A 23,165-nucleotide genomic window follows, 5' to 3' on the forward strand; every position below is an offset into this window, starting at 1 on the left:
ACCTCGTCGGGGCCGAACGGGCCCGACGTCCCACCGCAACACCGAAGGAGTTCCTCTTCATGACCGATGCAGTCCTCGCGACCGTGACCCCCGCGACCGGATCCGCCGACGCGGCCTGGTGGCGCCAGGCCGCCGTCTACCAGGTCTATCCGCGCAGTTTCGCGGATTCGAACGGCGACGGTCTCGGCGACATCCGCGGCGTCGTGGACAAGGCCGACTACCTCTCCACGCTCGGCATCGACGCGGTCTGGCTCAGCCCGTTCTACCCGTCCGAGCTCGCGGACGGCGGCTACGACGTCGCCGACTACCGCGACGTGGATCCGCGACTGGGCACCCTGGCCGACTTCGATGACATGATCGCGGCGCTGCACGCCCGCGGGATCAAGGTGATCGTCGACATCGTGCCGAACCACTCCTCGGACCGGCACGTGCTGTTCCAGGCCGCGCTCGCGGCACCGAAGGGCTCGACGGAGCGCGACCGCTACATCTTCCGGGACGGCCTCGGCGAGAACGGCGCGCTGCCGCCGTCCGATTGGCAGTCGTGCTTCGGCGGCCCCGCATGGGAGCCCGTGGGCGACGGCCAGTGGTACTTCCACTACTTCGCCACCGAGCAGCCCGACTTCAACTGGGACCACCCCGACGTGCACGCCGAGTTCCTGTCCACGCTGCGGTTCTGGTCGGATCGCGGCGTGGACGGCTTCCGGATCGACGTCGCGCACGGCCTCAGCAAGGACCTCCCGGCGGTGCTGCCGAGCCAGGCCGAGCTCGATGCGATCGACACCACCGACGGGCAGCACCCGATGTGGGACCGCGACGCCGTGCATGAGATCTACCGCGAGTGGCGGCAGGTGTTCGACAAGTACGACCCGCCGCGCATCGCGGTCGCCGAGGCCTGGGTCGCCACCGCCGAACGCCGCGCGAAGTACGCGACCCCGGAAGGGCTCGGGCAGGCGTTCAACTTCGACCTGCTCGAGGCCGACTTCGACGCCGGGCAGTTCCGGCACATCGTGACCGACAACCTCGCGCAGAGCGCCGCCACCGGCTCCAGCTCCACCTGGGTGCTCTCGAACCACGACGTGGTGCGGCACGCCACGCGGTACGGGCTCGCGCCGCTGAACGGACGCAAGGTCAAGCAGGGATCCGCGTGGATCCTCGCGGGCGGCCCGGCGGACCAGATCGACCTCGAGCGCGGCGGGCGTCGTGCGCTCGCGGCCTCGTTGTTCCTGCTCGGCCTGCCCGGCAGTACCTACCTGTACCAGGGGGAGGAGCTCGGTCTGCATGAGGTGGCCGACATTGCGCCCGAGGATCGGCAGGATCCTGCGTTCTTCCGCGGTGCTGACCCTGACCGCGACGGCCTCGGTCGCGACGGCTGCCGCGTCCCGCTGCCGTGGGCGCGCGAAGGATCGTCGTTCGGGTTCGGGAGCGCCGGAGCGCACATCCCGCAACCGGAGTGGTTCGGTGCGTACGCGGTCGAGGCGGAGGAAGCCGATCCTGCGTCGTTGCTGAACGCGTACCGCCGCGCGCTCGCGCTGCGGCACGAGCTGCAGACCGGCGAGAGCCTGAAGTGGATCGAGACCGGCCGCGACGACGTGCTGCACTTCGTCCGTCCGAACGGCTGGGGGGTCGTGACGAACTTCGGCACCGAATCGTACGTCCTGGACGCCTCGGCCGCGGTCGTGCTGGGCGTGCTCAAGGATGGGACCGTGCCTGCCGAGACCACGGTCTGGCTGCAGGGCTGAGCCAGATCCGTCCGTCGGGGTCGTCGTTCCACGACCCCGACGGAGTCACTTTGATAATGATTCTCATTTAGCTTAGGGTGGAGGGCATGCAGAAGCCCCTCGCCGCCCTCGCCCTCGCCGCCGCCACGATGCTCGCCCTCGCCGGATGCTCCGCGACCGCGGCCAACGGCACGGCCGGCGATCCGGCGTCCTCGGGCAGCGCGGACGCGATCGCGGTCACCGCGTCGACCAACGTCTGGGGCGACATCGCGAAGGAGATCGGCGGCGATCACGTGCGGGTCACGTCCGTCATCGCCTCGCTGTCGCAGGATCCGCACGAGTACGAGGTCACCGCAGCCGATCAGCTCAAGGTGAAGAACGCGAAGCTGATCCTGGAGAACGGCGGCGGGTACGACGCATTCTTCGGCGATCTCGTGAAGAAGTCCGGCAGCCCGGCACCGGTCGTCACGGCTGTCACCTTCGCGCCGACCTGGCCGCAGGGCACGGACGGCGCCAAGACCGTCGAGGGCTTCAACGAGCACGTCTGGTACGACACGGCCGTCGTCGACGACGTGGCGAAGAAGGTCGCCGGCGAGCTGAGCAGCATCGCCCCGGCGCACAAGGCCGATTTCGAGAAGAATCTCGCGGCGTTCGAACAGGGCCTGGCGGGCCTGAACTCCTCGCTCGCGGCGATCAAGGCCGCGCATGACGGCCAGAAGATCTTCGTCACCGAGCCGGTGCCGCTCTACCTGACCACGGCGGCCGGCCTCGTGAACATCACGCCCGATGCCTTCAGCCACGCGGTGGAGGAGGGGCAGGACGTGCCGCCGGCCACTCTCCTCGAGGCGACCCGCCTCGTCGGATCCGGCGACGTCTCGGTGCTGTTCGCCAATGCGCAGGCCGGCGGCGCCGAGACCACGAAGGTGATCGGCGTCGCGAAGGAGAAGAACGTGCCGGTGCAGGAGGTCACGGAGCTGGTCCCCGACGGCAAGAACTACCTGTCCTGGATGAAGGACAACATCGCCACCCTGTCGCGTAATCTCGACAGGTGACCTCTCCCGCCGCCCCCACGGACGCGCCGCTCCTGCGGATCCGCGGTGCAGGCATCCACCGGGACGACCGGGAGCTGTGGAGCGACCTCGACCTCGACGTGGCACCCGGCGAACTCGTCGCGGTGCTGGGTCCGAGCGGATCCGGCAAGACGACGCTGCTGCGGGCGATCCTCGGCCTGCAGCAGTTGTCCGAGGGATCCGTCGAGGCGCTCGGACAGCCGGTGCGGGGGCACGGCAGCCGGCATATCGGCTACCTCCCGCAGGCTCGTCCGCTGCCCGCCGAGACCTCGCTGCGAGGCCGGGACCTCGTCTCGCTGGGCGTGGACGGGCACCGCTTCGGCTTCCCGATCCCGCGGCGAGGCGATCGCGCCAGGGTGAAGGCCCTGGTCGAGGCGGTGGGGGCGGGATCCTTCGCCGATCGCCCGGCCGGAACGCTCTCGGGCGGCGAGCAGCAGCGGTTGCGCGTCGGGCAGGCGCTGGCCGACGATCCGCGGCTGCTGCTCTGCGACGAGCCGCTGACCAGCCTCGATCTCGCCAACCAGCAGGCCGTCGTCGAGCTCATCGACCGGCACCGGCGCACCGGGGCCGGCGTGCTCCTGGTCACGCACGACATCAACCCGGTGCTCGACATCGTCGACCGGATCCTGTACCTCGCGAACGGCCGGTTCACGCTCGGCACCCCGCGCGAGGTGCTCACGACCCGGGTGCTCTCCGACCTCTACGGCGTCCCCGTGTTCGTGTCCGAGATCGGCGGGCGGCTCGTGGTCGTGGGCGCGCCCGACGCGGAGACCGCCGCACATCACCACGACGGACCCGAGGGCGAGGCGGGCGCATGAACATCGGCGACATCGGCCAGGCCATGTTCGGCGGCCTCTCGCAGTACGGGGAGATCCTCGCGCTCGTGACGAACTCCGTCTGGGCCGGCGCCGTGCTGGGCCTGGTCGGCGGCCTCATCGGGGTCTTCGTGATGCAGCGCGACATGGCCTTCGCCGTGCACGGCATCAGCGAGCTGTCCTTCGCGGGGGCCGCCGTCGCCCTGCTCGTGGGCGTGGACGTCGTCACCGGCTCGATCGTCGGATCGCTGCTCGCCGCGGCCATCATCGGCTGGCTCGGCGCCCGCGCGCGCGACCGCAACTCGATCATCGGCGTGCTCATGCCGTTCGGGCTCGGCGTCGGAATCCTCGCCCTATCGCTCTACAACGGTCGCGCGGCCGGACGGTTCAGCCTGCTGACCGGCCAGATCGTCTCGGTGCAGTCGGATCAGCTGGGCTGGCTGATCGGGATCTGCGCCATCGTGCTGCTGGGGCTGCTCATCATCTGGCGCCCGCTGCGCTTCGACTCGCTCGACCCCCAGTCGGCGGCCGCACGCGGCGTGCCCACCGTGGGCGTCTCGTTCGCCTTCATGCTGCTGCTCGGGCTCGTCGTCGCGGTCGCCGTGCACATCATCGGAGCCCTGCTCGTGATGGCGCTCGTGGTCACGCCGGCGGCCGCCGCGATGCGCGTGCGCACCGGCCCGCTCTCCGTGCCCCTGCTGGCCGCGGTGTTCGGCGTCGTGTCCGCGGTCGGCGGGATCCTGCTCGCCGTGATGGGGACGCTCCCGGTGAGCCCCTACATCACGACCGTCTCGTTCGTGATCTACCTGGTGTGCCGCGCGATCGGATCCCGCAGGGATCGGGTGGTGCGCTCCGCCTCCGCCTCCGCTCCGACGGCCCCCCAGTGATGATCGACGCGCGCTCCGTCGTGCCGACCCGACCGGGTCTCGCGGCGTAACATCGCCCCTGGATCGAGCCGAGGAGACCTCTGATGGGCCACGGGCACACGCACGGTACCACTGCTTTTCGGGACGTCGGGATCGCCCGGACGCCGAAGAGGATCCTGCTGACGGTCCTGATCGTCGTGGGGGTGGCCACGATCGTCGGACTGCTCGTGCTCTGGCCGTACGGCGGAGGCGCCGGTGTTGCGGCCTCCGGAGGCATGACGGCGAACGGGACGACGTTCCCGACGGGGGAGATCGTACGGATCACGCCGGACTGCTCCGGGCCGCAGACGGCTCCGTCGTCCGGCAGCGGCTCCGCTGGCACGACCTCTTCCGGTTCGGGCGGCGTGCCGGGGGCGGGTGCCGCAGCGACCGCCTGTGCGATGGCGCAGGTGCGATTGGGGTCGGGGAGCCGCGCGGGCGAGACCGTCACCGTCATGCTGAACGGGCCGTTCGCTCATGCCGGACTCCGTCAGGGGGACCAGCTCGAACTCATGATCACCCCGCTCGCCGGGCGCCCGCGCGTCGCGCAGCCCGGCGGCGTGGACCCCGGGGTCTCGGTGTTCGGAGTCGTGCGGGCGGTCCCGCTGGCCGTGTGGGCGGGGCTGTTCGTGCTGGTCGTCGCGGCGGTGGGATTGCACCGGGGACTGCTCGCGCTCGTCGGCCTGGTGTTCAGCGGCGGCATGATCGTGATGTTCATGCTGCCCGCGCTGCTGCGTGCGGGGCCTGCGACGGCGATCGCCCTCGTCGGCGCATCGGCGATCCTCTACGTCGTCCTCTATCTCGCGCACGGCGTCTCGATGCGCACGAGCGCGGCGCTGGCCGGCACGCTCGGCGGTGTCGTCATCACAGCGGTGGTCGCGCAGCTGGCCGTGGTCACCACGCGGCTCAGCGGGATCGATGAGAGCGCCGGATTCCTGGCGCCGATGGTCCCGCACGTCGACTTCCAGGGGCTGCTCACGTGCGCGATCATCATCGCGGGGCTCGGCGTGCTCAACGACGTGACGATCACGCAGAGTTCCTCCGTATGGGAACTGCGCACGGTGGCGCCCGGACTGTCGCGCCGTCAGCTCTTCGGCAGGGCGATGCGCATCGGGCGCGACCACATCGCGTCCACGATCTACACGATCGTGTTCGCCTACGTGGGGGCGTCGCTGAGCATCGTGCTGCTGCTCTACGTCTACGACCAGCCCATGCTGAACGTGCTGAGCTTCGAGGACATCGCCACGGAGATCATCCGCACACTGTGCAGCGGGATCGGCCTCGTGCTCGCCGTGCCGCTCACCACCGCCATCGCCGTTGCGCTGCTCCCGCCCGGGTCTGCGACTGCAGGGGATCCGGCCCCGGCTGCGCTCAGCGAGGACGACGCGGCGAAGGTCGACTGGCTACGCACACCGCGGGACGTCGAGCTGCCGCGCCTCGGCGGCGACGGCACGCGCTGAGCACTCTCGCGGGCTACGCCTCCGGATCGCCGTATGCCGCGGCGATGTCCTTCGAGGTGCGTCCGCCCTCGTAGGTCGGGTGCTGGGGCCAGCCGTCGGGCACGTCCTGCCACTGCTCCTGGCGACCGTAGGGGAGCACGTCGGAGACCGCGAACGACAGCATGAACTGCTCGGCGCCCCGGCCGTTCGTGTGCCAGGTGCGGTAGACGTCGTCGCCGTCGCGGAGGAACACGTTGTAGCCGAAGCCCTCGTTGGGGCCCGCGTCCATGTCGGCGCCGAAGGACGACTCGGCGGAGGAGTAGAACGTCATCACGTTCCCGACGCGCTTCTTGTACGCGAGGATCTCGTCCATCGGACCGTTCGTGACGATGACCAGCCGCGCATCCAGGTCGGCGAGGGCCTCGGTGCGCGTCCACTGCGACGTGGCACCGGTGCAGCCGGGGCACTGCCAGCGCGCGCCGTCGGTCCACATGTGGTGGTAGGTCACGAGCTGGCTCCGTCCGTCGAAGACATCGGCCAGGCTCACCAGGCTGCCGTCCTCGGCGATGAGCGTGTAGCGCGGCAGCTTCACCGCGGGCAAGCGGCGGCGGGCGGCGGCGATCGCGTCGAGTTCACGGGTCGCGGCCTTCTCGCGGACACGTAGTCGCGCGAGCTCCTCACGCCAGGTCTGCTCGTCGACGACAGAGGGCAGGGCGGTCATGACTCCTCCGATGTTCACGGTGTCCACATCTGCTATGTTCACACCGTACACATCACGTTCCGCGGGGACAAGGGCGGGAGGGGGATCCGGTGGCCTACCATCACGGCGATCTCGCGACGGCTCTCGTGGACGCGTCACTCGAGCTCAGCCGCGACGGCGGCCCGGCCGCGGTGACGATCCGCGAGGCCACCCGCCGGGTCGGGGTCTCCCCGAACGCCGCGTACCGGCACTTCCCGAACCGGGCAGCACTCCTCGACGCGACGGCGGCAGCGATCCAGCAGGGTCTGGCGGCCGCGATGACCGAGGACCCGGATCCGTCCCCGATCGCGCGACTGCACCGGATCGGCGCCGCCTACGTCGCGTTCGCGCTGGACGAGCCCGGCTGGTTCGCCGTGGTGTTCTTCGGCATCCGCCCCCCGGATCCTGCACGGGTCGAGCTGGCGCCGGCGTTCCTGGCACTGAGCGCAGCCCTCGAAGATCTGGTCGCGGCGGGTGCGCTTCCGGCAGACGGTCGCGACGATGCCGCGTGGGCGTGCTGGGCGACCGTGCACGGGTTCGCCGAGCTGTGCCTGCGCGGTCCGCTCGCCGGTCTCGACCGGGCGGAGCAGCGCCGCCGCGGCGACGCCGCGATCCGTGCCGTGATCGCCGGGATCGCGCGCACCGGAGGATCCGCCGCCTGACCCGGATCCCCTGTCCGCGGCAGGGTCGCGCGGGTTAGGATCGACACGACATCACGCGCGGATCGCGGCCCCACCCCCAGGGAGCCGGACGTGCGCGATCCCCCTCCACGGAACACCCATCCGACGCGCCCCCGCTGCGTCGGTGAGGGGGCATGATCAGAAAGGCGCCGCACGTGGCTGAGGCAACCGAGGACAAGGCACAGCACGGAGACTTCTTCGATCAGCTCCTGGACAGTCCGTCGAGCCCGCAGTCATTCACGATCGGTTTCCGCGGATACGACAAGACCGAGGTCGACACGCACCTGATCGCGCTCAAGGAGGAGCTGCGCCGGGCGACGGAGGCGAGCGCCAAGACCGACGGCCACCTGCGCGAGGAGCTCGACAAGGCCCAGGCGAAGCACCGCCGCGAGCTGGAGAAGGCGCAGGCCGAGCACGGCAAGCGCACGGAGCAGCTCGAATCGGATCTCGCGACCGCGCAGGCGAAGGTCGCCGAGTCGGCGCAGCAGATCCAGTCGCTGAGCACGGCGCTCGCCGGCAACCAGGACGACATCGACGAGGCGACCTCGCGATCGCAGTTCGAGACCGTGCTGCGCGTCGCCGAGGAGCAGGCGAGCGTGCTCATCCAGAACGCGGCGGTGCAGGCCGAGCGCCTGCTGGAGGCTGCCCGCGAGGAGGCTGCCACCAAGCGGGCAGAGCTCGAGGCCGACGTCGCGCGGATCACCGCGCAGGCTGAGCGCGATGCCGACCAGGTGCGCCTGAAGATGGACACCGAGTTCACCGCGCACACCGCGCAGGTCGAGCGCGAGGCGGCACACGCGCAGGAGAAGCGGGGCCACGCCGAGCAGGAGGCGCACGCGATCCGCACCGAGGCGGACAAGGGCGCCGCGGCCCTGCGCGCGATGGTGACCCGCGAGACCACGGATCTGCGTGTCTCGGCCGAGCGCGAGGTGCGCGAGATGAACGCCCGCGTGCTGGAGATGGAGGAGTCCATCACCCGCCGCCAGGATGACGCCCAGCAGGAGTTCCTGGTGCTGCACAACCAGGCCGTCGCGCACGCCGAGCGGATCACCGCCGACGCGAACGAGCAGGTCTCCGCGGCCCTCGCGCACGCCGAGCGCATCTCGGCGAAGGCGGATGACTACGAGCGGCTGATGCGCTCGCAGGCCGCGGCGATCGAGGCCGAGGCGCAGGTGCGCGCCCGCGAGACGCTGGACCGCGCCCGCACCAAGTCGCAGAAGATCGTCGACATGGTCACCACGCACACCGCGAACGTGGTGCGCGACGCCGACGACCGCGCCCGGCAGCTGCGCTGGCAGCAGCAGCAGCTCACCAGCTTCATGGCCGAGGTGCGCGAGCTGATCCGCCCCGACGGCGCCCTCGGCAGCGAGGCATCAGGATCCGCTCCCGCGGCCGCCGAGGAGCCCGCGGCTGTTGAGGAGCCCGCGGCGCCCACGGCCGAGCAGGACGCCTGACTCGCCCCGCGAGCACAGAGATGGAAAACGTCGCCGACACTGCGGTGACAGCGACGTTTTCCACCTCCGCGTCTTCGTAGAGATGGATCTCGGTGCTGCGGGCCTCCCGGCACGAGCGTTTTCCATCCCTACGGAGATCGCCCGCCCTGCGGAGACGGTCCCCAGCCACGCCCGGCGGCCTCCGGGGCGTTCCTCCGGTCCCTCCCAGCCGCACGACAGCGCGCCGATCTAGACTCGGGGCATGGCCCAGCGGAACACGTGGCAGCGCGAACGCGTGCGTGAGGAGCTCGCGGAGACGCGCGGCTTCGTCAGCGCGCAGTCGCTGCACGCCGCTCTCCGTGAGGCCAACACCGGCATCGGACTCGCCACCGTGTACCGCGCGCTCGCCGGACTCGCCGCCGCGGGCGACGCCGATTCGCTGCAGAGCCCCGAGGGCGAGGCGCTCTACCGGGCGTGCAGCACCTCGGGCCATCACCATCACCTGATCTGCCGATCCTGCGGGCTGACCGTCGAGATCGAGGCGACCGATGTCGAGCAGTGGGCCCGCCGCACGGCCGCGCTGCACGGGTTCCGCGACGCCGAGCACGTCGTCGACATCTTCGGTCTCTGCGCCTCGTGCGCGAACGCCGCCGCAGAAGGCTGAGTCCGGCGTGACCCTGACCACACCGAGCCGCCGCGCGTCGTCCGAGCGCGACCGGTCGACCATCCCGCACGCACTGCGCACCGAGCCGCCGCGCCTGTCCGGGCGGAACGCGGCGCTCGCGGCCGTGATCGGCGTCGCCGTGATCGCCGCGCTCGTCGCGATCGATCTGTTCGCACCGCATCTGTTCCGCGCCTCGCTGCCGAACCGCCTGCAGGACGGGTTGACGCTCTCGCTCAGCGTGCTGTTCGAGGCGCTGCCGTTCGTGATCCTCGGCGTGCTGCTGTCGATCGTGGTGCAGGTGTGGCTGCCGGACGGGGTGATCGAGCGGATCCTGCCCCGGCGCGGCTGGGCCCGCCGCGCCGTGCTGTCGCTGCTCGGCATGCTGATCCCGGTCTGCGAATGCGGCAACGTGCCGTTCGCGCGCGGTCTGATGATGCGCGGGCTCGCGCCCGCCGAGGCGCTGACGTTCCTCATCGCGGCCCCCATCGTGAACCCGATCGTGATCCTCACCACCCAGGCCGCCTTCGGCTGGGACAACGGGATCGTGATCGCGCGGATCGCGGGCGGCTACGTCGTCGCGAACCTGATCGGCTGGGTCTACAGCCGTCACCCCTCACCCGACGGGCTGCTCACGGAGCGCTTCCGCAGCACCTGCGAGCTGGTCGCGCACGAGCAGGGGACGCCCATGCGGCGCAGCCTCGCGCAGTTCCTCGTCGAGCTGCGGGCCGTGATGCCCGCGCTGATCATCGGATCCGCGATCGCCGGCGCGGTGCAGGTGATCGTGCCGCGCGACGTGCTGCTGGCGATCGGGTCGAACCCGCTGCTCTCGGTCGTCGCGATGATCGCCCTCGCGATCTCGGTCGCGATCTGCTCGAACGTCGACTCGTTCTTCGCCCTCTCGTTCGCCTCGACGTTCTCGCCCGGCGCGATCGTCGCGTTCCTGCTGGTCGGCCCGCTCGTCGACATCAAGATGATCGCGCTGCTGCGCACCACCTTCACCGCCCGCACGCTCGCCGGGATCGTCACGATCGTGATCCTGTTCGGCTTCGCCCTGGGGATCGGGGTGAACGTCTTTGTCTGAGCAGGTGTCGCACTCTGACGACGCGGCGTCCTCCCGCGCAGGATCCCTCGGCGCGCGCTGGCTCGGCGCGGGTCTCGCCGCGCTGCTCGCGATCGCCACGCTCGTGCTCGCCGCCACCGGGCAGCTGATCCTCTACATCAGCCCGGAGACGGTGTGGTTCGCGGTGGCGGCGGCGATCGTGACCCTCATCGGCGTCGTCTGGTCGTGCGCCCTGCCGCTCGGCGCGGAGCAGGATCACGGGCACGACCACGGCGCAGCACCCGCCGCTCACGATGACCACGGGCATGGCCATGCGCGCGCACCGCGCCGATCCGCGCGCAGGGTCGTCGGGATCGCGCTCGCCGCGACCGGCGGGGTGATCGCGACGGCGGTCGCCGCGGGAGCCCTGCTGCTGCCGCCCGCCGCTCTCTCCGTCGACATGGCGATGCAGCGCGCCCCGGTCGGCAACGTCCTGTTCGCCGGCGCCGACAGCGTCGCGCTCGGGGCCAACACCGACACCAGCACGTTCGGCGTGGGCGGATGGGCGAGCGTGTTCGCCACCGGCGCCCGGCCGGAGAAGTACGATGGCACGACGGTGACGCTCACCGGCTTCCTCACCCCGGACGGATCCGCGACGGATCAGGCCCATCTGACCCGCATGGTCATCACGCACTGCGTGATCGACGCGCAGCCGGCATCCGTGCCGGTGCAGATCAGCGGCTGGAAGGGTCAGTACGCGGTCGGTGACTGGGTGCAGGTGAAGGGCACCGTGCGCACGTCCGCCGACGGAAAGCTCTCCGTCGTGCCGGCCACCGTGTCGAAGATCTCGCAGCCGAAGGACCCCTATGAGCACTGACGACGCGGATCGCCCGCTCACCCGGGCCGAGCTGCGCGCCCGCCGCGAGGCCGAGGAGGCCGAACCGGCCGCCGACGTCCCCGCCGCCCCCGACGTCCCCGTGGCGCCCGTGACCCGCTCGGCCGTCCCCGACCCGTCTCAGAACATCACCCCCGCCCACAACCAGACCCCGGGTCCCCGCCGCACCGCGAACCCGCCGGTCGAAGACCCGGCGAGCACCGCAAACCCGCCGGTCGAAGACCCGGCGCCCTCCGCCGCTCCCGAGCGCAGCGAGGGGGCTGGCGGAGGTCCTGGCATCGGGACTGGCGGGAGCCGCCCCGGCGGCCATGACGAACGACCCATCGGCGGCGGGGGACAGGACCTCCGACAGCCCCCTCGCGGAGCGGAACCTGAACCGACACCGGATCCCGAACCGGCACCGAATCCTGAACCGACTCGCGACGCGGAACCTCCCGCCTGGCAGCCGCACCCGACGCCGGAGGCGGTGCGCCGCCGCCGCCGGTTCCCGCTCATCATCGGCTCCGTGGTCGGCGTGCTCGTGCTCGTCGTCGCCGGGTTCGCCGTCATCAGTCTGCTGCAGGGGCCGCGGGTGACCGGCGTGAAGATCGACGCGCAGTCCGCGATCGACGCGTCAGGCACGCGTCTGATCCTCACCGCGAGCGAGCCGCTCGCGAAGGTCTCCGCGTCGCAGGTCACGGTCACGCCCAGCGCCCCCTTCACGGTCGACACCTCGGGGCGCACACTCGGGATCCGCTTCACCGTCCCGCTCGACGACGACACGAAGTACACGGTCTCGGTGAAGGATGCGGCGGGCACCGACCGGCAGCGCACGGGGACGCTGCAGGCGACGTTCCAGACGCCGAAGTCGACGATCTTCCTGCTGCAGCGCGACGCGTCCGGCGACGACAAGATCTTCCTCACGGATCTCGGCGGCAAGAACGCCGTGCCGGTGTTCCAGCACACGAAGATCGACGACTTCCGGGCGACGGCGGACAGCCTCGTCGTGGTCACGGAGAAGGACGGCAACTCGGTGCTGCTGGTGATGGACCGGCACGGCAAGAACCAGCGCGAGCTGCCGCTGCCCGGGCCGGGGTTCCTGTCGTCGATGCAGGTGTCGGAGCGCGGCAACCTCGTGGGCTACACCTTCACGGACAAGGGCATCAGCGCCGCCGGCGGGCGCGCCAGCGTGCTGGTCACCCAGTCGCTCACCGGCGACGCCAAGCCGAGCATCGTCACGATCGGCGACAAGGAGCCGAGCACGGCGCAGTGGGCGTTCGTGCCGGACACCTCCTCGGTGCTGTTCATCGACTTCACCGGCGCGCTCTACGTGGAGGACCGCGCTGCGGCGAAGCCGGCCCCGACGGCGCTCGGGCACGCGCAGACGATCGAGGGCATCTCGCGGGGCACCTACACGGCCATCGTGAGCCGGGCGAACGATCTCATCGAGCTGAACCTCGCGGACGGATCCGAGAAGCCGCTCGCGGCGTCGTCCCCCGACTTCGGCGTGCCGAGCACGATCGCGCCGTTCCCGGGCGGCACCCTGCGCCAGGTCGCCACGCGCGACGCGACGGGGCTGCCGACCGGTCAGATCATCACCCGGGTCGACGACAAGGGCAAGGCGGTGAAGCTGTTCAGCGTGACCGGATCCGACGCCATCATGCAGGCGTGCCCGTCGCCGAGCGGGCAGTACAGCGCCGTGGTCGTCGCACCGAAGCTGGTGCAGAACCCGTACGACCAGTCGCTTCTGCCGCTGCCGACCACGTTGCAGACCCACCTGCTCGACACGAAGACGGGCAAGGAGCTAGTCGTGCTCGCGGGCTTCGACCCGTCGTGGTGCGCGGCGGCTCCGCACCGCTGATGTCGGGCCTCGATCTCCCCTCCGAGGGCGCAGGGCTGCGGCGCGCGACCAGGGACGACCTCCTCGGGCTTCCCGTCGACATCGCCCCGCGGCTGCTCGGGGCGCGGCTCTGCACGGTGGTGGACGGCGAGGAGGTGCGGATCCGGATCACCGAGGTCGAGGCGTACCACGGCGCCGGGACGGGTGGGATCCCGGATCCGGGATCCCACGCGCGCATGGGCCGCACGGCCCGCAACGCCACGATGTGGGGCGAGCCCGGGCATCTCTACGTGTATCTCAGCCACGGCATCCACTCCTGCGTGAACGTGGTGTCGGGCCCGGAGGGGTCGGCCGGCGGAGTCCTGCTGCGCGCGGGCAAGGTGGAGACCGGCGCCGCGGTGGCGGCGGTGCGGCGCGGGGTCCGGGGCGGGTTCGGGCCCGGGGTCCGGCCAGAAGTCGGTTCCGAACTCAGTCGATCCGAGGGCAGGATGGGCGTACGGGCTCCGGTCGATGCAGATTCGGCGGAGTTCAGCACACGGCAGCTCAGGGACCTCGCCCGCGGGCCCGGCCGATTCGGCCAGGCCTCTGGGCTGCGGCACCCGCGCCACGACGGCATCGACGCGATCAGCGGCGCCGAGCGCGCCGGGGCGCGGGCCGAGCTGTGGCTGGCGGATCCGCTCGACGAGATCGCGACCGGGCCTCGCGTCGGCGTCGCGGGAGTCGCGGGCACGGACGCGTTCCCGTGGAGGTTCTGGATCCCGCAGGATCCGACGGTCTCGCCGTTCCGGTGGGGCAGGGGCGCGGCCGAGGCCGCCGTTGGCCGTGACGCGCCCGGGGATGGACCCGTGCTAGAGTAGCTCTTTGTCTGCGCACACTCCTGTGCGCAGTTCGTATGCCTCCCCCCTTTCATTCCCTGTTTCGCTGAGCTCGTCGAAGCGCGCAGGGCGGCGATGGGAGAGGCGTGCAGACAAGGGATCTTGGGTGAGGCCGTCCGGTCTCACGGTATAGAAGGAGTCATCATGGCAGCAGTGTGCCAGGTGACCGGAGCTGTTCCCGGCTTCGGTCACAACGTCTCGCACTCGCACCGCCGGACGAAGCGCCGCTTCGACCCGAACGTGCAGAAGAAGACGTATTTCGTTCCGTCGCTCGGTCGTAAGATCACGCTCAACGTGTCCGCCAAGGGCATCAAGGTGATCGATGCCCGTGGCATCGAGAAGGTTGTCTCAGACCTCCAGGCGAAGGGTGTGAAGCTCTAATGGCCAAGAAGGCACAGGACATCCGTCCGATCATCAAGCTGCGTTCGACGGCAGGCACCGGTTACACGTACGTGACCAAGAAGAACCGTCGCAACACCCCCGACCGTCTCGTGCTGAAGAAGTACGACCCGGTGGTCCGCAAGCACGTCGAATTCCGAGAGGAGCGTTGATCCATGGCTAAGAAGAGCAAGATCGCGCGCAACGAGCAGCGCAAGGTCGTCGTCGAGCGCTACGCCGCCCGCCGCGCCGAGCTGAAGAAGACCCTGGTCGACCCGAACGCGACCGACGAGGCCCGCGAGGCCGCCCGCGTCGGGCTGCAGAAGCTCCCGCGCAACGCGTCGCCCGCGCGCGTCCGTTCGCGTGACGCCATCGACGGCCGCCCTCGCGGCGTCCTCACGAAGTTCGGCATCTCGCGTGTCCGCTTCCGTGACATGGCGCACCGCGGCGAGCTGCCCGGCGTGACCAAGTCGAGCTGGTAAGTCTCACCGGTCCCTGAGCATCAGGGACGCGAAGGGGCGGGGATCTTCGGATCCCCGCCCCTTCTGCGTACCCGGGCCGGTCCTCGCGAGGGCGCCCGGGTGTGACTGGTGTGACGGATGAGGTGCGACACGCCGCCCAAAAATGTCAAAACCCGCGAAATGACGCGGAAAAGCAGGGTTTGGTTGGTACATTCAAGGCGGTCGTTCGACCAACGGGGGGCATCCGCCCATCCGGAACTCTGATACGAAGCGACGGGATCCCCGTCGCTGGAGGATGAAATGGCTGACAAGTCCATCACCAAGACCGAGCTCGTCGCGAGCATCGCCAGCGCCACCGGCCAGAGCCAGGCTGCTGTCTCCGGCGTTCTCGACGCCCTGTTCGCCACGGTCTCGGACGCTGTTGCCAAGGGCAGCAAGGTCTCGATCCCGGGTTGGATCTCCTTCGAGCAGGTCGCGACCGCTGCCCGCACCGGCCGCAACCCGCAGACCGGCGCCGAGATCAAGATCCCGGCCGGCAAGCGCGTCAAGGTGACCGCTGGTTCCAAGCTCAAGGCCGCCGTCAAGTAATTCGAGCCTCGGAAGGCCGTCCCTCCTCGGAGGGGCGGCCTTTCTGCGTGGGCTTCCCGGCGGATGCCGAACCGCACACGCCTAGGCTGGAGGGGTGAATCGTCCCTCCACCGGGACCCGCCCGTCGACCGGCGCGGGGTCCGCCCCTGCGGCACCCGGATCCGCGTCGCTGCGTGTGACCGGACCCCTGATCCTCGTCATCGCGGGGATCCTCGCGGTCATCGCGGGCCTCGCGTTCGGCGGCGGTGCGGCGCCGAACCTGCTGCTGGATCCCGGTCCGGTGGTGCGCTGGGGGCTGCCGGTCGCGACCATGATGAAGAACCTCGGGGCGGCGGCGATGCTCGGCTCCCTCATGCTCGCGCTGTTCGCGTTGCGCAGCGGCGCGCGCTCCTTCGAGATCGCGTTGGACACCGCCTCGATCGGCGCGGCCGTGTTCACGGTCGCCGGTGCGGTCGCCGGCCTGTTCACGTTCCTGCAGACGATGGGCGTGAAGCTCAGCGCCGGGCCGGAGTTCGGCGCGCAGCTGGGGCGGTTCCTGCTCGAACTGCCGCTCGGCCAGGCCTGGCTGATGACCGTGATCGGCGGCGCGGTGATCACGATCGCCGCCTTCGCGTTCCGCGGCTGGACGGCCACCCTGCTCACGGCGGTCCTGGCCGCCGCCTCGTTCATCCCGCTGGCCACCCAGGGCCACGCCGGCGACCTGAGCGGACACGACGCCGCCGTGAACTCGCTGCTGCTGCACACGGTCGGCGCGGCGACCTGGCTCGGAGGCCTGCTGCTGCTGATCGTGCTGCGCGGATCCCGCACCGAGATCGGCAGCGGCGTCATGGCCAAGACGGTAGCGGCCAAGACGGCGTCGAAGACGAAGAAGCGAGGCCCGAAGACCGGCCTGACCTATGCCGCGATCGTGCGCCGCTATTCGGCGATCGCGCTCGCGGCCTACATCGTGGTCGCGATCTCCGGCGTCGCCCGCTCGATCATCGCGGTCGGCGACTGGGCGGGTCTGCTCACCCCGTACGGCGGCATCATCGTCGCCAAGGCGATCGTGCTGATCCTGCTGGGCGCCCTCGGCGCGAGCTACCGCACCCGGCTGATCCCGAAGATCGACGCCTCGGCGCCCGGGAGCCGCGGCGGATCCGGCCCGTTCTGGACGCTGGTGCTGCTCGAGCTGGGGCTGATGGGCATCGCCTCGGGCCTCGCCGTCGCTCTGGCCCGCACGCCTCCGCCCACCGGCACCGAGGCGGCCGCCGTGCGCACGCCGGCCGAGATCCTCACCGGCTCCCCCCTGCCCTCGGAACTCACTCCTGACCGCTGGCTCACGGCATGGAACCTCGACCTGATCTGGGCGCTCGCCGCCGGGTTCGGCGTGTTCTTCTACCTCGCGGCGGTGCACCGTCTGCGCAGACGCGGTGACGCCTGGCCGCTGCACCGCACGATCTTCTGGATCCTGGGCATGGTCGGGCTGGTCTGGGTGACCGGCGGCGCGATCAACGCCTACCAGGAGTACCTGTTCAGCGTGCACATGCTCGGGCACATGATGCTGTCGATGGCGATCCCGCTGCTGCTCGTGGCGGGCGCCCCGGTCACGCTCGCCCTGCGCGCGATCGACAAGCGCGGCGACGGCACGCGCGGCGGGCGGGAGTGGATCCTGTGGGCGGTCGGGTCGCCGTTCTCGCGTGCGGTCACGAACCCTTTCGTGGCCGCGGCGATCTTCGTGCTCTCGCTGTGGGCGTTCTACTTCACCGATCTCGTGCGCTGGGCGATGACCGACCACATCGGGCACGAGTGGATGACGATCCACTTCCTGATCTCGGGCTACCTGTTCGTGCTGAGCCTGATCGGGGCGGATCCGGTGCCGCGGCGCCTGCCCTACCCCGGACGCCTGATCATCCTCATCGCCGTGATGGCCACGCATGCGTTCTTCGGTATCGCGATCATGATGCAGTCGGGCCTGCTGGTGGCGGAGTGGTTCGGATCGATGGGGCGCACCTGGGGCGCCACTCCGATGCAGGATCAGTACGTCGGCGGCGGCGTCGCCTGGTCGGTCGGCGAGATCCCGACCGTGATCCTCGCGATCACCGTGGCGATCCTGTGGAGCCGCAGCGACGCGAAGGCGGAGAAGCGCTCCGACCGGAACGCCGACCGCACCGGTGACGCCGAGCTCGTGGAGTACAACGCGCGTCTCGCGGAGCTTGCGGAGAAGGATCGCCGCAGCGCGGCCCGCACCCGCTGACCTACGCGCCGGGCGGCACCGGTCAGTCGTGGGGCGCGGCGTGCGTCGGCTGATCCGGTGACGTGATGCTGATCGACGCGGATCCGTCCTCGAGGAACTGGATCGTGCCGTCGACGTGGAACGGCACGTCCTGATCGACCTCGTGGATCGAGCCGTCGAAGAGCGACTGCACCTCCACGACGATGTGCGCGGTCGCCGGAGTGGACGGGATCTTCCAGCCGGCCCCGGACGGTTCCAGCGTGATCGCGGGCATTTCGACCATGCTCCACGTCGGCGGCTGGGTGACCCGGTTCGGCACGGTCATGCCGAACGGGCAGCCCGTGGGCTGCAGCACCTGCTGGGTGGCGCACTGGGTGAGGAAGTCGTTCACCCGCTGCTGCACGACCTTCACGAACGCGTCGGTGGGATGCGTCTGCACATCGAGCGGCACCTCGGCGAGGGGCTTGTCGGCGAGCACACCGATCCCGCCGGCCGTGGCCGCGGCGGTCTGCACCGACACCGCATACAGGCCGGGTGAGAAGACCAGCATGGGCACCGGCTCGAGCGGCGAGGCGTCGGCGCCCTTCGCCGCGACCTGCCGGCGGTCGAGCTCGAAGCCGTTCACCGCGAACCGGTCGGATCCTCGGATCGTGAAGTCGATGACCGCGAGCGGACTCTGCGCGAAACCCCAGGACGGCGCGACGCCGATCCAGCCGATCTGGTGCACGCGGAAGGTCGAGGAGCCGGGATGCCCGCCGGCCTTGTAGCTCACTGTGACCGCCGTCTCGTCGTGCCCGGGCTGCTCCTGGGTGACCGTGACCTCGGTCAGCGGGGCGAGCGCCGCGCGGCGCAGCAGGGCGTCGGAGGCGGATTGGAACGAGCCCTGGTCGAGCTCCGAGCGGTCGATCGCGACGCCGGGCAGACGCAGCGCGTCGGCGGCGCGCCCGTCGCTCAGCAGGGTGAGGTAGCGCGTGACGAAGGCGGACGGGCTGTAGAACTCGCGGTAGACGGTCACGCCGCCGGCGGCGAGGGCTGCGACCAGCGCGACCCCGACGAGGGTCAGGATCGCGAGATCGGACCACAGCGGTGCAGGGCGGCGCGCCGTCCGCGCCCGACGCGGCCGCGCGCGTGGCGCCAGCACCCCCGCCGACTGCACCATGGCGCCAGTCTACGAACAGCCGCCTGCAGGAACCCCGAGTGGCCCGCGAGCCCTTCAGCCCGCGCGCTCCAGACCGCGCCCGTCTCGCGGTCAGAGAGGGTGGTCGCGGTAGACTCCGAAGACTGTGAGCACGCCGACCCTCTCCGCCGAACAGGATGAACTCTTCCGGCTGATCGAGGACACCCGCGATCACGTGTTCATCACCGGTCGCGCCGGCACCGGCAAGTCGACGCTGCTGCAGCACTTCGCCTACAACACGCAGAAGCAGATCGCGGTGTGCGCGCCCACGGGCGTCGCCGCGCTGAACGTCGAGGGGCAGACGATCCACTCGCTGTTCCGGCTGCCGATCGGCCTGATCGCCGACGGCGAGATCGACCAGTCCGACGCGACCCGCAAGATCCTGAACGCGATCGACACGCTCGTGATCGACGAGATCTCGATGGTCAACGCCGATCTGATGGACGCGATCGACCGATCGCTGCGGCAGGCGCGCGGACGGCGGGCCGAGGCGTTCGGCGGCGTGCAGGTGGTGATGTTCGGGGATCCGTATCAGCTGGCTCCGGTGCCGCCGCGCGGCGACGAGCTGCGCTACGTGCAGGATCACTACCGCTCGTTCTGGTTCTTCGACGCGAAGGTGTGGACAGGGGGCCAGGCCACCGACGGACTGCTCGACATCGGCACGCACGGGGCGACGCTGCATGTGCGCGAGCTGGTGCACATCCACCGGCAGGCCGACGCGGGGTTCAAGGCGATGCTGAACGCGGTGCGCTACGGCCGGGTGACGGCGGAGATCGCCGCAGCGCTCAACGAGGCGGGGGTGCGCACGCCGCCGGATCCCGCACCCGGGGAGATCCCGATCATCACGCTCGCCACCCGCAACGACATCGTGAACGGCATCAACGCCCGCCATCTCGCGGCCCTGCCCGGCAAGGTGCAGAAGGCGAAGGCCGACATCTCCGGCGATTTCGGCCGCGGTGAGGCGAACTATCCCGCCGACGCCGAGCTGCAGCTCAAGGAGGGGGCGCAGGTGATGTTCCTGCGCAACGACATCTCGGCCGCTCCCGAGCCGCCGCGCTGGGTGAACGGCACGATCGGCACGGTGGTGCGGATCCTCGGCGATGCCGTGCGCGTGGAGATCGACGGCGACGAGGTCGACGTCGAGCCCGCGGTCTGGGAGCGCTACCGCTACATCTACAACCCCGGCACGAAGACGCTGTCCCGCGAGGTGGCCGCGGAGTTCACCCAGTTTCCGCTGCGGCTGGCGTGGGCGGTCACGATCCACAAGTCGCAGGGCAAGACCTACGACCGGGCGATCGTGGATCTCGGATCCGGCGCGTTCGCACCCGGGCAGACGTACGTCGCGCTGTCTCGGCTGACCTCGCTCGACGGGCTCTACCTCTCGCGGGCGCTGCGCCCGAGCGACATCCGCGTCGACGAGGACGTGCGCCGGTTCATGCGTGCCGCGTGGGAGGCCCGCCAAGGGGACTCGACGCCGCAGGTCGGGGGCTGAGTCGGGCTCAGCGTCGTACGTGCAGGCCGCCTGCGGATCTCCACCCGCCCGGCACGGATCTCCACCCCCCGGTGGTGCCGTCGGATCCGGGATCCGGGGAGCATCGAACCCATGAACCTCTCACTGCTCTCCAACGTCCTGCTGGTCCTCCTCGCCGTCGGCTGGATCGCCGTGCGGCAGATGACCTGGCGCCCGGTGCTCGGCGCCAGGGACTGGATGTTCCCCGGGCTCGCCGCGGTGGTGGGGGCGGTGCTGCTCATGCGATCGCCGAACGGGCAGCCGATCGGCCTCATCGACGTCGTCGCGTTCGTGGTCGAGGTGGTGATCGCGGTCGCCATCGGCATCGGCATGGGAGCGATCGCCCACTTCCGCGCCATCCCGCGTCCTGCCGGGTACGCGCCCGCGACAGCGGGCCTGTCGGCCAGGGCGGCGGCGCAGGCCGCAGCCGAGTTCGAGACCCGCACGGGACCGTGGGGACTCGCGCTCCTGGTCGTGCTGATCGGCGTGCGCGTGGGCCTGTCCTTCGCGTTCGAGTTGCTCGGCAGCCATCTCGGCATCTCGGGCGGGCTCATCCTGCTCATGCTCGCCGCGAACCGCGCCGCGCGGATCTTCGTGCTGCACAACCGCACGCTGGCTCGGGCAGCGGCGCCGCGCGGTACCGAGCCGCGGGACGCATCGGCGCGCATCATGGTCTCGTGACCCGCATCAATCCGCTCACCTGGTGGAGCGCCGGCATCAACCTCGCCGGCGCTCTCGCCGTCGGCTACGGCCTGTGGCGCGCCGCACCGGGAACCGCCGCCTGGGTGGTCTGGGCGGCGGCCGCCGGCCTGGTCGCGTGGGTCGTGCGCACGCTTCTCGCGGTGCGCCGGGGCTCGGAGAGCGAACGCGGCGTCGGAGAAGACGGGCCGGCGATCCGCACCACGGCGGCTGTCCTCGTGGCGGTGATGGTGCTCACCGGGAGCGTGACCGCCGTGCCCTCGCAGGGGCCGGGCGTCGCGCTGCTCATCGTCGCCGTGCTCGTGATGACGAGCGATCCCGAGACACCTGTGACAGTGTGGGGCGGGGTGGTGCTGGTCGGGATCCTCGGCATCGCGGCCGGCGCGCTGCTCTCCACCGCCGGGGTCGCCGGTCCCGCGCGGGCCAACGTGTTCGGACTCCTCGCGGCGCTCGCGGCGCCGCTGGCCGCGGTCGTCGTCGGATCCGGTCGCCGGGCTCAGCGCGTGCTGCTCGCCGAACGGGAGCGGGCGAGCATGGCCGCGCTGAAGGCGCAGGCCACGGCAGCGCGCGTGGCGATCGCCCGCGACCTGCACGACGTGCTCGCGCACAGTCTGGGCGGGCTGGTCGTGCAGCTGGACGCGGCGGAGGCTCTGCTCGATGCGGGGGATGCGGGCAGCGCCGCGGCGCGGGTGGCGGCGGCGCGACGACTCGCCGTCGACGGGCTGCGCGAGGCGCGCGAGGCGGTGCGGACGCTGCGCGAGCCGGCCGACGGCGACTCCGCCCACGACGGTGCGGCGCTCGCCGGGAGCATCGAGCCCGCCGAGCTCGCGGCACGGATCGAGGCGCTGATCCACGCGCACGAACCGATCGCGGGCGGCATCGAGTTGGTGTGCACCGGCGCGGGGCGCGCCCTGCCCGTCGCGCTCGCCGAGGCGTTGGTGCGTGCCGTGCAGGAGGGGCTGAGCAACGCCCGCAAGCACGCCCCGGGATCGGCTGTGCACATCGGGCTGATCTGGCATCCTGACCGGGTGGACTGCATCGTCGAGAACCCGGTCTCGAGCGCGTCGGGGGGCACGGCCGAGCTGGCGGCGACCGGCGGCGGGTACGGCCTGCGCGGCGTGCGCGAACGCTTCGCGGCGCTGGGCGGGACGGTGACCGCCGGTGTCGTGGCGGGCCCTTCGACAGGCTCAGGGACCGGGTCGGGCTCAGAGTCCGGGCGGTTCGTGCTGCGGGTGGAGGCTCCGGCATGAGCGGGCGGATCCGGATCGTCATCGCCGACGATCAGGCGATCATCCGCGACGGCCTCGAGACGGTGCTCGGCCTTGTGCCCGACTTCGAAGTCGTCGGCACGGCGGCGGACGGCGCGGAAGCCGTGGCGCTCATCGCCGCGCAGCATCCCGACGTCGCCCTGATGGACCTGCGGATGCCCATGCTCGACGGCGCGGCCGCCACCCGCCGCGTCACGGCCGAGACGCCGGGCACCGCGGTGCTGGTGCTCACCACCTTCGCCGACGACGCCGACATCGTCGCCGCCCTCCGCGCCGGGGCCCGCGGCTATCTCACCAAGGACGCGGGCCGGGTCGAGCTGGCCGCTGCCATCCGGGCCGTCGCGGCGGGGCAGTCCACCTTCTCCGAACCGGTGCGCGACGTGCTGCTGGGCAGGATCGGCGCACCTGCCGCGGCAGCGGATCCTGATCCCGCCTCCCCGGAGGCGCTGGCCGTCCGGTTCCCCGCGCTCACCGGCCGTGAGCGCGAGGTGCTCGGGCTCATCATCCAGGGCCGCTCCAACGGTGAGATCGCCGACGCGCTGTTCGTCGGCGTCTCGACGGTGAAGACGCACATCAACGCGCTGTTCGCGAAGCTCGGCGTGCGCGACCGGGCCCAGGCGATCGCCCGCGGGCTCGGCACCGGGCCCTGAGGCCCGGCGGCGTCTCGAGGCTGGGGTGCGGCGACGCGCATCACGATCCGGCGGCGGCCGCGGGGATCATCCTCGAGGATGACGGGGACACCAAGGGCATCCGCCTAGAATCGGGAGGAATGTCAGGGGGC

Annotated in this window: 23 protein-coding genes; 21 read left to right on the plus strand and 2 right to left on the minus strand. The window is 71.1% G+C overall.

Translation table 11 applies throughout. From position 1 onward, the window contains the following. The first annotated feature begins 59 nt into the window (after positions 1-59). From ABD882_RS02710 to ABD882_RS02730, 5 genes are all read left to right on the plus strand, one after another. Complete coding sequence (locus tag ABD882_RS02710; protein WP_345184101.1) at positions 60-1,739, plus strand: glycoside hydrolase family 13 protein; 1,680 nt, start codon at positions 60-62, stop codon at positions 1,737-1,739. A gap of 86 nt (positions 1,740-1,825) precedes the next feature. Then, entirely contained in the window at positions 1,826-2,770 is a 945-nt protein-coding gene (locus ABD882_RS02715; RefSeq protein WP_345184103.1) for a metal ABC transporter solute-binding protein, Zn/Mn family, read from the plus strand. Further along, entirely contained in the window at positions 2,767-3,606 is an 840-nt protein-coding gene (locus ABD882_RS02720; RefSeq protein WP_345184105.1) for a metal ABC transporter ATP-binding protein, read from the plus strand. The genes ABD882_RS02715 and ABD882_RS02720 overlap by 4 nt, the downstream gene beginning before the upstream one ends. Continuing rightward, complete coding sequence (locus ABD882_RS02725) at positions 3,603-4,490, plus strand: metal ABC transporter permease (protein ID WP_345184107.1); 888 nt, start codon at positions 3,603-3,605, stop codon at positions 4,488-4,490. The genes ABD882_RS02720 and ABD882_RS02725 overlap by 4 nt, the downstream gene beginning before the upstream one ends. Before the next feature lie 83 nt (positions 4,491-4,573). Further along, entirely contained in the window at positions 4,574-5,968 is a 1,395-nt protein-coding gene (locus ABD882_RS02730; protein ID WP_345184108.1) for a YibE/F family protein, read from the plus strand. Between the two features lie 13 nt (positions 5,969-5,981). Here the strand turns inward: ABD882_RS02730 and ABD882_RS02735 are convergent, their stop codons facing one another. Then, positions 5,982-6,668 carry a DUF899 family protein gene (locus ABD882_RS02735; RefSeq protein ID WP_345184111.1) on the minus strand — a complete coding sequence of 229 codons (687 nt, stop codon included), beginning with the start codon at positions 6,666-6,668 and terminating at the stop codon, positions 5,982-5,984. A gap of 89 nt (positions 6,669-6,757) precedes the next feature. Here ABD882_RS02735 and ABD882_RS02740 point away from each other — a divergent pair, with 89 nt between their 5' ends. From ABD882_RS02740 to ABD882_RS02795, 12 genes are all read left to right on the plus strand, one after another. After that, positions 6,758-7,348 carry a TetR/AcrR family transcriptional regulator gene (locus tag ABD882_RS02740; RefSeq protein ID WP_345184113.1) on the plus strand — a complete coding sequence of 197 codons (591 nt, stop codon included), beginning with the start codon at positions 6,758-6,760 and terminating at the stop codon, positions 7,346-7,348. Between the two features lie 173 nt (positions 7,349-7,521). Continuing rightward, positions 7,522-8,820: a coiled-coil domain-containing protein gene (locus tag ABD882_RS02745; protein WP_345184115.1), complete on the plus strand. Its 1,299-nt coding sequence runs from the start codon at positions 7,522-7,524 to the stop codon at positions 8,818-8,820. 241 nt (positions 8,821-9,061) lie between these two features. Further along, on the plus strand, positions 9,062-9,463 hold the full coding sequence (locus tag ABD882_RS02750; RefSeq protein ID WP_345184117.1) for a Fur family transcriptional regulator: 402 nt from the start codon (positions 9,062-9,064) through the stop codon (positions 9,461-9,463). Positions 9,464-9,536: 73 nt separating this feature from the next. After that, entirely contained in the window at positions 9,537-10,544 is a 1,008-nt protein-coding gene (locus ABD882_RS02755) for a permease (RefSeq protein WP_345184434.1), read from the plus strand. A gap of 4 nt (positions 10,545-10,548) precedes the next feature. After that, a complete protein-coding gene (locus ABD882_RS02760; RefSeq protein WP_345184120.1) occupies positions 10,549-11,379 on the plus strand; it encodes a TIGR03943 family putative permease subunit in 831 nt (276 codons plus the stop codon). Then, positions 11,369-13,237 (plus strand): Ig-like domain-containing domain, encoded by a 1,869-nt coding sequence (locus ABD882_RS02765; protein WP_345184122.1) that lies wholly within the window; start codon positions 11,369-11,371, stop codon positions 13,235-13,237. Before ABD882_RS02760 ends, ABD882_RS02765 begins: the two co-directional genes overlap by 11 nt. Further along, positions 13,237-14,073, plus strand: a complete 837-nt coding sequence (locus tag ABD882_RS02770; RefSeq protein ID WP_345184124.1) for a DNA-3-methyladenine glycosylase — start codon at positions 13,237-13,239, stop codon at positions 14,071-14,073. Before ABD882_RS02765 ends, ABD882_RS02770 begins: the two co-directional genes overlap by 1 nt. A 162-nt stretch (positions 14,074-14,235) precedes the next feature. Further along, positions 14,236-14,472, plus strand: a complete 237-nt coding sequence (rpmB, locus tag ABD882_RS02775) for a 50S ribosomal protein L28 (protein WP_345184126.1) — start codon at positions 14,236-14,238, stop codon at positions 14,470-14,472. Next, entirely contained in the window at positions 14,472-14,642 is a 171-nt protein-coding gene (gene rpmG, locus ABD882_RS02780) for a 50S ribosomal protein L33 (protein WP_045250846.1), read from the plus strand. The genes rpmB and rpmG overlap by 1 nt, the downstream gene beginning before the upstream one ends. A gap of 3 nt (positions 14,643-14,645) precedes the next feature. Beyond that, on the plus strand, positions 14,646-14,951 hold the full coding sequence (rpsN, locus tag ABD882_RS02785; RefSeq protein ID WP_345184128.1) for a 30S ribosomal protein S14: 306 nt from the start codon (positions 14,646-14,648) through the stop codon (positions 14,949-14,951). Between the two features lie 279 nt (positions 14,952-15,230). Continuing rightward, positions 15,231-15,518 (plus strand): HU family DNA-binding protein, encoded by a 288-nt coding sequence (locus tag ABD882_RS02790; protein WP_045250850.1) that lies wholly within the window; start codon positions 15,231-15,233, stop codon positions 15,516-15,518. A 175-nt stretch (positions 15,519-15,693) separates the two neighbouring features. After that, positions 15,694-17,751: a bifunctional copper resistance protein CopD/cytochrome c oxidase assembly protein gene (locus ABD882_RS02795; protein WP_345184436.1), complete on the plus strand. Its 2,058-nt coding sequence runs from the start codon at positions 15,694-15,696 to the stop codon at positions 17,749-17,751. Positions 17,752-17,773: 22 nt separating this feature from the next. Here ABD882_RS02795 and ABD882_RS02800 read toward each other — a convergent pair whose 3' ends face one another. After that, positions 17,774-18,889: a hypothetical protein gene (locus tag ABD882_RS02800; RefSeq protein WP_345184131.1), complete on the minus strand. Its 1,116-nt coding sequence runs from the start codon at positions 18,887-18,889 to the stop codon at positions 17,774-17,776. Between the two features lie 124 nt (positions 18,890-19,013). On the opposite strand from ABD882_RS02800, the gene ABD882_RS02805 reads away from it, so the two are divergent. From ABD882_RS02805 to ABD882_RS02820, 4 genes are all read left to right on the plus strand, one after another. After that, on the plus strand, positions 19,014-20,399 hold the full coding sequence (locus tag ABD882_RS02805; RefSeq protein WP_345184133.1) for an ATP-dependent DNA helicase: 1,386 nt from the start codon (positions 19,014-19,016) through the stop codon (positions 20,397-20,399). Positions 20,400-20,510: 111 nt separating this feature from the next. Beyond that, positions 20,511-21,098, plus strand: a complete 588-nt coding sequence (locus ABD882_RS02810) for a hypothetical protein (protein WP_345184135.1) — start codon at positions 20,511-20,513, stop codon at positions 21,096-21,098. Beyond that, on the plus strand, positions 21,095-22,366 hold the full coding sequence (locus tag ABD882_RS02815; protein WP_345184137.1) for a sensor histidine kinase: 1,272 nt from the start codon (positions 21,095-21,097) through the stop codon (positions 22,364-22,366). The genes ABD882_RS02810 and ABD882_RS02815 overlap by 4 nt, the downstream gene beginning before the upstream one ends. Next, a complete protein-coding gene (locus ABD882_RS02820; protein WP_345184139.1) occupies positions 22,363-23,034 on the plus strand; it encodes a response regulator transcription factor in 672 nt (223 codons plus the stop codon). Before ABD882_RS02815 ends, ABD882_RS02820 begins: the two co-directional genes overlap by 4 nt. The last annotated feature ends 131 nt before the right edge of the window (positions 23,035-23,165 follow it).

Origin of the sequence: Microbacterium panaciterrae (assembly GCF_039541635.1) — a bacterium.
Taxonomy (GTDB): Bacteria; Actinomycetota; Actinomycetes; order Actinomycetales; family Microbacteriaceae; genus Microbacterium; species Microbacterium panaciterrae.